Raw genomic sequence first — 8509 nt, 5'->3', positions numbered from 1 at the left:
CCTGGATCGAACCAGGATGGAAAACGCCACCCCAGCACAACGAACCATCCGCATAGATACCGATCACGACACGTTCGCCGTGATCGGCCCCGGTAATGCCCTACGGCGTGGCGAATCTGGCGACTTTGGCCTTTGGTCGCGGGGTCGGGACGGGCGATACCGACGACCACGGCATCACCGAGATCAGAGACGACCCGAACCGCAACGGCGCCGCGCAGAGCCGCTCCACGCGACGCCGGAGCCAGGAAGAGTCCACTCGTCACATCCCGCACCCCCACTGCCCGGATTACCGTAGCGACCTCGGGTGGGACACCGCCGTCGGCACGGGGTGTGTTTGCGGGGTTTCGCGAGCATGCGGGGCGAGACGATGATTGCGATGCTGTACGCGGCGGTCAGGACACCCGCCACTCGACGAAGGGCACGCGCGACGGGTACAGCCCACCGCCGACTCAACACTGGCACGGGCGAGGAAAATGGTCATCGACATCGCCGACTATTTTTAGCTATCCCGGAAGGACTGAATAATGGTCGAGACCAAGAAGGAATTCGTCGCACGTCGCCTCGACGAAGTGATCCACGAATGGGAGGCGGACGCCCCGGCCGGCGGTTCCGGACCCGAGGGATCGGAAGGTCCGCTGGTGACAGCGCAACGCCATCGGGCCGAAATCGACACCGCCACCGACGACCGGGTCGACGAGATCGCCAATGCGCATCCTCAGATCGCGCAGGCATGGTCGTCGCGCGGAGCATAGAGGCCCAGTAATCGCGCCAGCGGTTACTGGACTCGAGGTTATCCAATAGGGTCCTGTGCGTCCTCGAACACGGCTTCCGCGCCAGCGACTGTCAATCGGGGCGGGAAAGCCTCCACTACGCAGGCCCACGAACGTGACACCGGTGGGAACGCCGCCTCAGCGTCCCACACCGCGTCACACAGCATAACCACGGCGGTATCCGCGGAGTCGGACGCACAGTTCAACGCTGGCTGAATCACCCAGGGTCCGGTTCGCGTGGTTGACCGTCGCGGCGGAGGTAGTGTGCGGTGCACGAGACGACCGCTAAGATCTCGCGCAGCACGTCGAGCTTCTCCTCGGCTGCGGAGATGGCGAGGACGACCCGTGCAAGCACGATCAGGACGCACCACTCGCCCCCGTCTCGACCACCGATGTGATCCAGTTCGATGGACTTTCGATCCTCGGCCGTCGACACAAGACACCACCCCCGTCCTGAGGCATGACAACCACGTCGAGAACTCACCGTCATCGATTATCCGTGCACCAGGCACGCGGCTGGGGATGGCCGATACCCAATGCCACCGATTCGGCGTTGGCACCGTTGCGGGTCGTCTCTCGACTGACCGCAGACCCCCGCATCAGCCACACGGATCCGGCCACTCCGTCGATCACGAGCGGGGGCATCGCGATGAGTTGGTGGCACCGATCTGGGTGCGAGTTGTTTCGTACGGCGGCCGTCGGCACCCGAGTCCAGAATCCATTGACGAAAGGGGAGCACTCGTGAAAGCAGACTCGACGACCAAACCGTCCTGTTCCGCCCGAAGATCGTCGGGTGACGGGTCGACGGTGCGGGCATCGGTGTCGGCGAACCTCAGCCGCCCGTCATCGAAAGCCACCGCCCACCGGAAACGATCTGACGGTCCACAGGGCGGCCGAGCATCGACCTGACTCGCCGCTGTCCCTCGATAACGCACGGGGGACTCACTCGCGAACGATCGGCTCGGCATGCGGGGGAATCGGTGCCGGAAAGTGCTGGATACGGGATGCGTAGAGCGGTGTGAGCGGGGTACTCGCCGCATACGCCGCCCGCTCCGGTTTCGAACCCGCGGAGCCGCGGCCAGACCCCTTCACACCGGGACCGCGTCCCCTCTCGGCCCCTTTCTAGGGGCCGAACGCCGCGCGCGGGCCGCAACCTACGAAATCACCGGCCCGCGCGGGGTACGGCGATCCTCCGTCCAGCACCCGGGAGCACGATCAACTCGTCGCATCGGTCGGCACTACCCGAAACCAGGTAGCCTTCCGGCTGCACAATCTGGCCCGCACAGTCACCGCAAGGGGTCAGGTCCGTGCTCGATCACGTTCACCGCGACCTCGTTGAGCGGAATGTTGGTGTGCTGGGATCGTCGAGCCAGGATCGCGAAGGCCTCGTCGGCGTCGATCGAAAACCGGTGCATCAGGATGCCCTTGGCCTGACCGATGATGTCCCTCGACGCCAGGGCATCACGGAATTGTTCCTCCCGTTGCGAGGCGATCAACGCGATCGCCGCATGCGTGGCCAGCGTGCCGCCGATGCTGACCGCGTCGTCATCGAACGCGCCCGCCTGGCTCGAGTGCAGGTTCAACGCCCCCATCGTGTTCTCGGTGGTGTAGAGCTGGAACGCCAGCATCGACCGCGCCCCGATCCTGGCCGCCTCCGGCGCGAACAGCGGCCAGCGTCCCTCGGTGGTCATGTCCGTGACCAGGACGGTTTCGTGGTTCCAGATCGCCTGCACACACGGCCCGTCACCGAGCCGGTGCTGAAGGTCGTCGATCAGCGTCGGGAGCTCCGAGGTCGCCGCCCGCGACTGGAAACCCCGGCCGCGGCCGCGGGTGACCAGGGTGATGCCGGCGTCCTCGGCGCCGGGGACCACATCTCGGGCGGCTTTGGTGATCACCTCCAGGGTGCCCTGAATGCTGGCGTGCTCGGCCCGCAGATCCCGGGCGATCTGTTCGATCTCGGCCCGCAACCGGTGCTCGAACCCACCACCCCGGCCGGCGGTCTGGTCCTCGTCTGCGCGCATACCCCATCGTGACACCCGAACCCACCGTCGCGGGCCGAGAAAGGCCAAGGACCGGTCAGGCACTTTCGTCACCGCCGTACAGGTTCTGCGCAACCGCAAGGGGACGAGCGGTCGCCCTCCCCGACCACCTCGTCACCGACGGATTGCATCCTCTGGTCCGGGCACTGATTGACACCGATTCAGATCCCTGCTGGGGCGTTCACCGCACGACGAACCGCCGCGCACACAAGTTCCGAAAAGACTTGTCGCGCAGTCCTCCCCGACACTATCTGCGTTCGATCACGTGTTGTGCAAGGACGCTGATCGGGGTGTTCGTTTCCTGGGACAGTGTGGTGAGCATGTCGAAGGCCCGGATGGCGTCCACATCGAATCGCTCCATGAGCATCCCCTTGGCCTGCCCGATGACATCGCGGGAAGCCACCGCCGACCGCAGCTGCTCCTCGGTGCGTGCCGCCATCAACGCCAGCGCGGCATGGGCGGCGAGGGACTCGACCGTCGCTTCCTCCTCCGGACCGAACGCGTGCGGTGCGAAGCCGAACAGATTCAGCGCCCCCATCTTCCCCTCGGACGTATACAGCTGCACGGAGATCGCACTGAGCAGACCGAGCCCGACCGCAGCCTCGGCGAACTGAGGCCACCGCGGCTCGACACGGAAATCATCGCTACGCACCACGAGATTGCTGACCGCCGCCGCCACACACGGCCCCTGACCGAGCCGCTCCTGGAGGTGGTCGAGTTCGGGAAGCAGATCCGACGTCGGCGCCACCGTCTCAAAGCGTTTGCCGCCGCCCGACACCAGCAAGATGCCCGCGCACGCCCGAGCCGGCATCAACTCGACCACCGTCGCAGTGACCGTTCGCAGGCGCTCGTCGAGGCTCCGCGGGGCGGAGAGGCTACGGGCGATATCAGCCATGCTCCGACTGACGTCCCCGCCGCCGAAATCGCTCATCACCGCTCCTCACACCGATCGATATCCCGGACCTCACCCTATGCCCACCACTTGCGATGCCAGCAGCGATCTGGCCCTTCGCGCACCGGCCGCGCGCTACGCGTACCTGTGCCGGTGACACGTCCCTGCCGGTCCCTCTCCGGTGAGCTTCTACCGACGGGGGTAGAAGCGATAGGATCCGCTGGCATCTGCGACATCGGTTCGCCTCGGTTTCTGCAAGAGATCCAGTGCGGTCTCGTCATTCAGGTGCAGACGTCCTCGCGCACTGAAAACCGCCTTCGCCCTGCCCTTTTTCGTGAGCGACGTCCGCGTCCCCGGTACACGAGTTCGGACCACACGCTGATTCCACCCCGAACGTGCGGAGGCTGAATTATGCAGGGCGCGCTGTCGCCCGCCGACCGCAGACTCACACGCTGAGTGTCTGCGCCGCCCCGTTCAGTTCGGCGATGCGCGCGACCAGTTCGGCGTTCTGCGTCTCGAGCTCGAGAATCTGCCGGATGCCCACCAGGTTGACGCCGGCCTCGATCAGTTCCGCGACACGCGCGAGGCGGACCAGATCGTCTTCGCTGTACCGGCGGGTTCCACCGCCGGTGCGACTCGGTGTGATCAGTCCCCGCCGCTCGTACAAGCGGAGCGTCTGCGGTCCGATCCCCGTCAGCTCGGAGGTGACGGAGATTCCGAACACCCCGCGCTTCGACCGCGCCGGCGGTGCCATGGACGTCACGGACTCCACCTCCTTCTCGGCGCCGTTCACCCTACCAGGCCGCGAACCCGAAGAACCTCCCTCCATCGATGCACATCATTGGTGTGCACGCGGTCGGTTCCGCCGCGGCAGGACGCACCCATATGCAGGGAATTTACGTTTTTGGGTTGAGCTTCCCGCTTTCACGATGTAAAACAAATCTATCGCCTTCGAAACAGATTTGTTACTCGAACCGGCACGTCCTAGCGGGGTCGCCGGACGAAAGGAGAACGCGATGACCGTCCAGAACGTCGATCGCCCCGACTCCGCCACCGAGGCACTCGTGCTGCGCAGCGGCAGTGGCCCGGTGATCGTGGCAGGCCTGTTGACCACGCTCGCACTGAGCGCCGCCACCCTCCTGTCCGGCCTGCCCTCATGACCTCCCCGGCATCGCCGCGGGTGCGGTCGACTGTCGCGCTCCTCGCGAGCGGTCTGATCCTGTTTGCTGGCACCTTGATTTGTGTGGCGGCCGCCGTCGGGGTCTTCGGCTTCGGCGTCCTCGTCGCCCAGATCGCCGTCGCGCTCCTGGGCTCGGTCGGTCTGATCGTCGCGGTCACCGATCTCGGCGACACCGACTCCGAACCCGGTGTCCACGACCCTCGACTCCTCTCCCCCACGCTCCACGACGCCCGCTCCGAGGGAAGGGCCCGATCATGACCGCCGCCGTCGCTGCGCCCGTCCCGCCCTCGACCCCACCCGTACCGGGCCATCCCGAGCGGCGCACCCGACCGCTGACCGTCGTTTCCGCTCCCGAACCGGCAGCGTCCCGCGGCCGTCCCCCGGGCCGTCGACGCGACCACTACGACGACGCGTATCCGCTCCTCGCGGAAATCGCCGAACTGGATCCACACGATCCTCGTCGGCACCTGCTGCGCGGACGGGTGATCGAACGCTGCCTCCCGCTCGCCGACCACATCGCCCGACGTTTCCGCAGCCGCGGGGAGAGCCTCGACGACCTCGAACAGGTCGCCCGTCTCGCACTCGTCAAGGCCGTCGACCGGTTCGACCCGCGGCAGGGCGCGCACTTCGTGGCCTTCGCCGCCCCCACCATCACCGGAGAGATCCGACGGCACTTCCGGGACACCGCATGGTCACTGCGCGTGCCGCGGGCGTTGAAGGAACGCCATCTCGCCCTCACCCACACTTGCGCCGACCTGACCCGCACGCTCGGCCGCGCCCCGACCGCAACGGAGCTCGGCGCGGCGCTGGAGTTGACCAGAGAAGAAGTGGCCGAGGGTCTGCGCGCCGCCGACGCCTACAACACCCTCTCGACCGACCACCCCCTCGGGACCGGATCCGACGACCGGTTACTGTCGGAGACGGTCGGCAGCGACGACTTCGCCTTCGACCGCGTCGACGACCAGGTCACCCTCCAACCCGTCCTCGCCGCGCTACCCGACCTCGAGCGCACCTGCGTGGTCCTGCGGTTCTACGGCAACCTCACACAGAGCCAGATCGCCACCCGGATCGGCGTGTCCCAGATGCAGGTCTCCCGGCTCCTGTCCCGGGCACTGCACACCATGCGCGACCAGCTCGACTGACCTCCACGAAAGAACCAGAGACGCAACGTATGCGTGCTGCCACCACCACCTGGGTGGACACACTTCGCCGCTACCTGTCCACACCCACCGAACCCGACCCCGAACCGCAGGACCCCACGGAACTACTGAAAAGGACCTTCACCCCGTGAACCGGCACCAGGATTCCTCCGGGACGGTGCACCCAGCACCTCTCGGAGGTCTTCCTCCCGATCTCCACGCCTCCGGTACAGCGCCGCCCCTTCGCGGTGTCCTGCACCGGCGCCCGAATCCTCACCCACCTCACCGCCATCAGCCCACGCGAGATGCGCGAACGGCTCCGACACCAACTCACCGAACACCCCCAACCTCATGAGTAGACCCGCACAGCCCCACGGGCGACGCGGTGGCCTGCGCCCGCGGATACCGGGAATGCGTTGCTCAGTCGGGGTGCCTCCGACGAGGCGCGTCCGAGTCGAGAGGAGCCGACACCGCTCCGTGGTGATTGCGGCGCCGGTTCGGCCCGCCGTGATCGGCCGCGATGCGGGGCGCGATGGTCACCAGTACCGCCGCGACCGTGCCGAGAATCACCCCGGCGGCGGGGCGACCGACGCGGCGGTGCGGGAGGTTGCTGGCACTGGTCCTCGCGTCGCAGGACGAAAGCAGCACCACAGGGTCGACCTCGCCCCCGCCGCCCGCTCCCACCCTGAGCAGCAGCCTCGCCCCGGCACCCCGCCGGGCGCAGGCGTAAGCACCGGCGGCGGGAAACGGCAACCAGGCCAACGGCCAGGGCGGCGGGCATCGCGGCGGCAACGACGGCCCGGGCAACGGGAACCAGGGAAACGGCAACGGGGGCAACAGCGGTGGTGGCCACGGCAACGGCGGCGGGAACTGAGCCGATCATCCACGGTGCTCCCGCCCTCACGAGTAGCGGACGTCGCCGCTTCCTGGGGTCAGGATGGTCGATGATGCCCCTTTGTCACCCACGAGGTGACGCCGGCCCTAACCCTGCGCTATGCCCCGAACGGCACCGGCGCTCTAAATTTCCACGCTCACAGGCGATCCCCTCACGATAGACGCGCTGACCGATCCTCACCGTCCGCCAACGTCGGCCATCAACCGTTTGTCTGACAGCCCCGAACCTGCGGTGCTGCGACCGTTCCTGCATTTACGCAACCACCCGACTGCCGCTGCGCGCCGGGCAAGGTCTTCATCACCGCCGCAGACCCCCGCGGCCTCAGCCCAGGGCACGGTCGCCGAAGCACGGTGAACCCGAAACTGGGAAGTCCGGGTAGCCGGAACCCTCGGGTGGGTACTCGCGAAAGCATGTCAACCACCTCAGGGGATCCCACCGATCCGAGCACCGACTACTCGTCGGGGCCGCGGCGCAGCGGCGTCCCGTCCCCCCGTCGGGCACGACGCCGGACCCGGACGTGAGCAGTGACCTGCACCCCGACATCGTCCGACGCAAGGCATCAGGCACACCCGTACCGGCGCGCTCTGGACCGGCCTGGTCACCGGCGTACTCATTCTGCTGCTGCTGTTGGTGTTCATCCTGCAAAACCTCGACAGCACGACCCTGGAACTGTTCGGGTGGGACCTCACAATGCCTCTGGGTGTGGCGTTGCTGTTCGCAGCGATCGCCGGAGCGGTGGTCATCGCCATTGCTGGTGGCGTACGGATCCTGCAGCTCCGCCACGCCGCCAACCGGCAACGCTCCCTCACCACCGACCCGTGAGGTCGATGGTGACCACGACACGCTCGTCGCCGCGGCCGTCATTACGGGCGGATGGTCCGGAGGTGCGCGATGACAGTGCGGAGGCGAACGTCGCACTGGGGTGCGCGTCAGTGCTCGTCGAAACTGTCCAGCACGTTCAGTGCAGCCCACAGACCGTCCGCGGCCAAAGCGATCGCCGGCCACGCACCGGATAAGGGTTGGTGTCGTCGGACTGATTCCTCGAAGCACTCGAGGCGCGAGCGGGCTTCCGGCAACGCGGTCTGCACGACGTGCAGGTAGGGCTCTCGATGGTGAGCCGGGTCCCAGGTGAGCTCGTCGAATGCGGCCGAGAAGGCCTCGAGCAGTGCCGCTGCTTCGCGCCGAAGTTGCTCCGGAATGGGCGCCGCGGAATCTTCCGGCCGATCGTCGGAGTCGATGAGTGCCTCGACCGCGACTTCCAGCACAGACACATGCAGCAAGGTGTCGTCGAGAACCGTTGCTATCGGGAGATACACCTGCGATCCGCCTACCTTGGTCCAGCCGGGGCTGCGAAGGTTGCCGCGCAAGCTTTCCCGGCCCTCGCGCAGTGCAGCGCCGGCGCCGGTCGACTTGTGCAGATCCCATACCCGTTGCCGCTCTCGATCACTGTCGTGACGGCCGGACCGGAGGCCGCGGGCGAGATCGGCGAGCAGCGTCGAGAGCTCATGCGCACGTTGCAGAATCAGATCCCGGGCGGTGGAAAGCTGGTCGGGAGGCAGCACGAGCGCGTTGACCGCGACGCCGACGAGCACAC

At 67.0% G+C, this 8509-nt stretch carries 10 protein-coding genes and 1 pseudogene; 5 read left to right on the top strand and 6 right to left on the bottom strand.

What is annotated here, in order from left to right; genetic code table 11:
• The first annotated feature begins 524 nt into the window (after positions 1-524).
• A complete protein-coding gene (locus P3H15_RS52220) occupies positions 525-752 on the top strand; it encodes a hypothetical protein (RefSeq protein WP_276144532.1) in 228 nt (75 codons plus the stop codon).
• Positions 753-987: 235 nt separating this feature from the next.
• On the opposite strand, the gene P3H15_RS52215 is transcribed toward P3H15_RS52220, so the two are convergent.
• From P3H15_RS52215 to P3H15_RS52200, 4 genes are all read right to left on the bottom strand, one after another.
• Positions 988-1206 (bottom strand): hypothetical protein, encoded by a 219-nt coding sequence (locus P3H15_RS52215; RefSeq protein WP_276144531.1) that lies wholly within the window; start codon positions 1204-1206, stop codon positions 988-990.
• 850 nt (positions 1207-2056) lie between these two features.
• Positions 2057-2791: a GAF and ANTAR domain-containing protein gene (locus P3H15_RS52210; RefSeq protein ID WP_276144530.1), complete on the bottom strand. Its 735-nt coding sequence runs from the start codon at positions 2789-2791 to the stop codon at positions 2057-2059.
• A 265-nt stretch (positions 2792-3056) separates the two neighbouring features.
• A complete protein-coding gene (locus tag P3H15_RS52205) occupies positions 3057-3740 on the bottom strand; it encodes a GAF and ANTAR domain-containing protein (protein WP_276144529.1) in 684 nt (227 codons plus the stop codon).
• Positions 3741-4146: 406 nt separating this feature from the next.
• Positions 4147-4464 carry a helix-turn-helix transcriptional regulator gene (locus P3H15_RS52200; protein WP_276144528.1) on the bottom strand — a complete coding sequence of 106 codons (318 nt, stop codon included), beginning with the start codon at positions 4462-4464 and terminating at the stop codon, positions 4147-4149.
• Positions 4465-4717: 253 nt separating this feature from the next.
• On the opposite strand from P3H15_RS52200, the gene P3H15_RS52195 reads away from it, so the two are divergent.
• Genes P3H15_RS52195 through P3H15_RS52185 form a run of 3 tightly spaced genes read left to right on the top strand, consistent with a single transcriptional unit; the run spans position 4718 to position 6023 of the window.
• Complete coding sequence (locus P3H15_RS52195) at positions 4718-4861, top strand: hypothetical protein (protein WP_276144527.1); 144 nt, start codon at positions 4718-4720, stop codon at positions 4859-4861.
• On the top strand, positions 4858-5139 hold the full coding sequence (locus P3H15_RS52190; protein WP_276144526.1) for a hypothetical protein: 282 nt from the start codon (positions 4858-4860) through the stop codon (positions 5137-5139). Before P3H15_RS52195 ends, P3H15_RS52190 begins: the two co-directional genes overlap by 4 nt.
• The gene (locus tag P3H15_RS52185) at positions 5136-6023 is read left to right on the top strand and encodes a SigB/SigF/SigG family RNA polymerase sigma factor (RefSeq protein WP_276144525.1); all 888 of its coding nucleotides are present in this window, start codon (positions 5136-5138) and stop codon (positions 6021-6023) included. The genes P3H15_RS52190 and P3H15_RS52185 overlap by 4 nt, the downstream gene beginning before the upstream one ends.
• Positions 6024-6440: 417 nt before the next feature.
• On the opposite strand, the gene P3H15_RS52180 is transcribed toward P3H15_RS52185, so the two are convergent.
• The gene (locus P3H15_RS52180; protein ID WP_276144524.1) at positions 6441-6671 is read right to left on the bottom strand and encodes a hypothetical protein; all 231 of its coding nucleotides are present in this window, start codon (positions 6669-6671) and stop codon (positions 6441-6443) included.
• Between the two features lie 874 nt (positions 6672-7545).
• On the opposite strand from P3H15_RS52180, the gene P3H15_RS52175 reads away from it, so the two are divergent.
• The gene (locus tag P3H15_RS52175) at positions 7546-7737 is read left to right on the top strand and encodes a lipopolysaccharide assembly protein LapA domain-containing protein (protein ID WP_276144523.1); all 192 of its coding nucleotides are present in this window, start codon (positions 7546-7548) and stop codon (positions 7735-7737) included.
• Between the two features lie 107 nt (positions 7738-7844).
• Here P3H15_RS52175 and P3H15_RS52170 read toward each other — a convergent pair.
• Positions 7845-8509: pseudogene (locus P3H15_RS52170) on the bottom strand (FUSC family protein); the annotation flags it as partial.

Source organism: Rhodococcus sp. T2V, assembly GCF_029269925.1.
GTDB lineage: Bacteria > Actinomycetota > Actinomycetes > Mycobacteriales > Mycobacteriaceae > Rhodococcus_F > Rhodococcus_F koreensis.
This window is presented reverse-complemented; position numbering and strand designations above follow the sequence as displayed.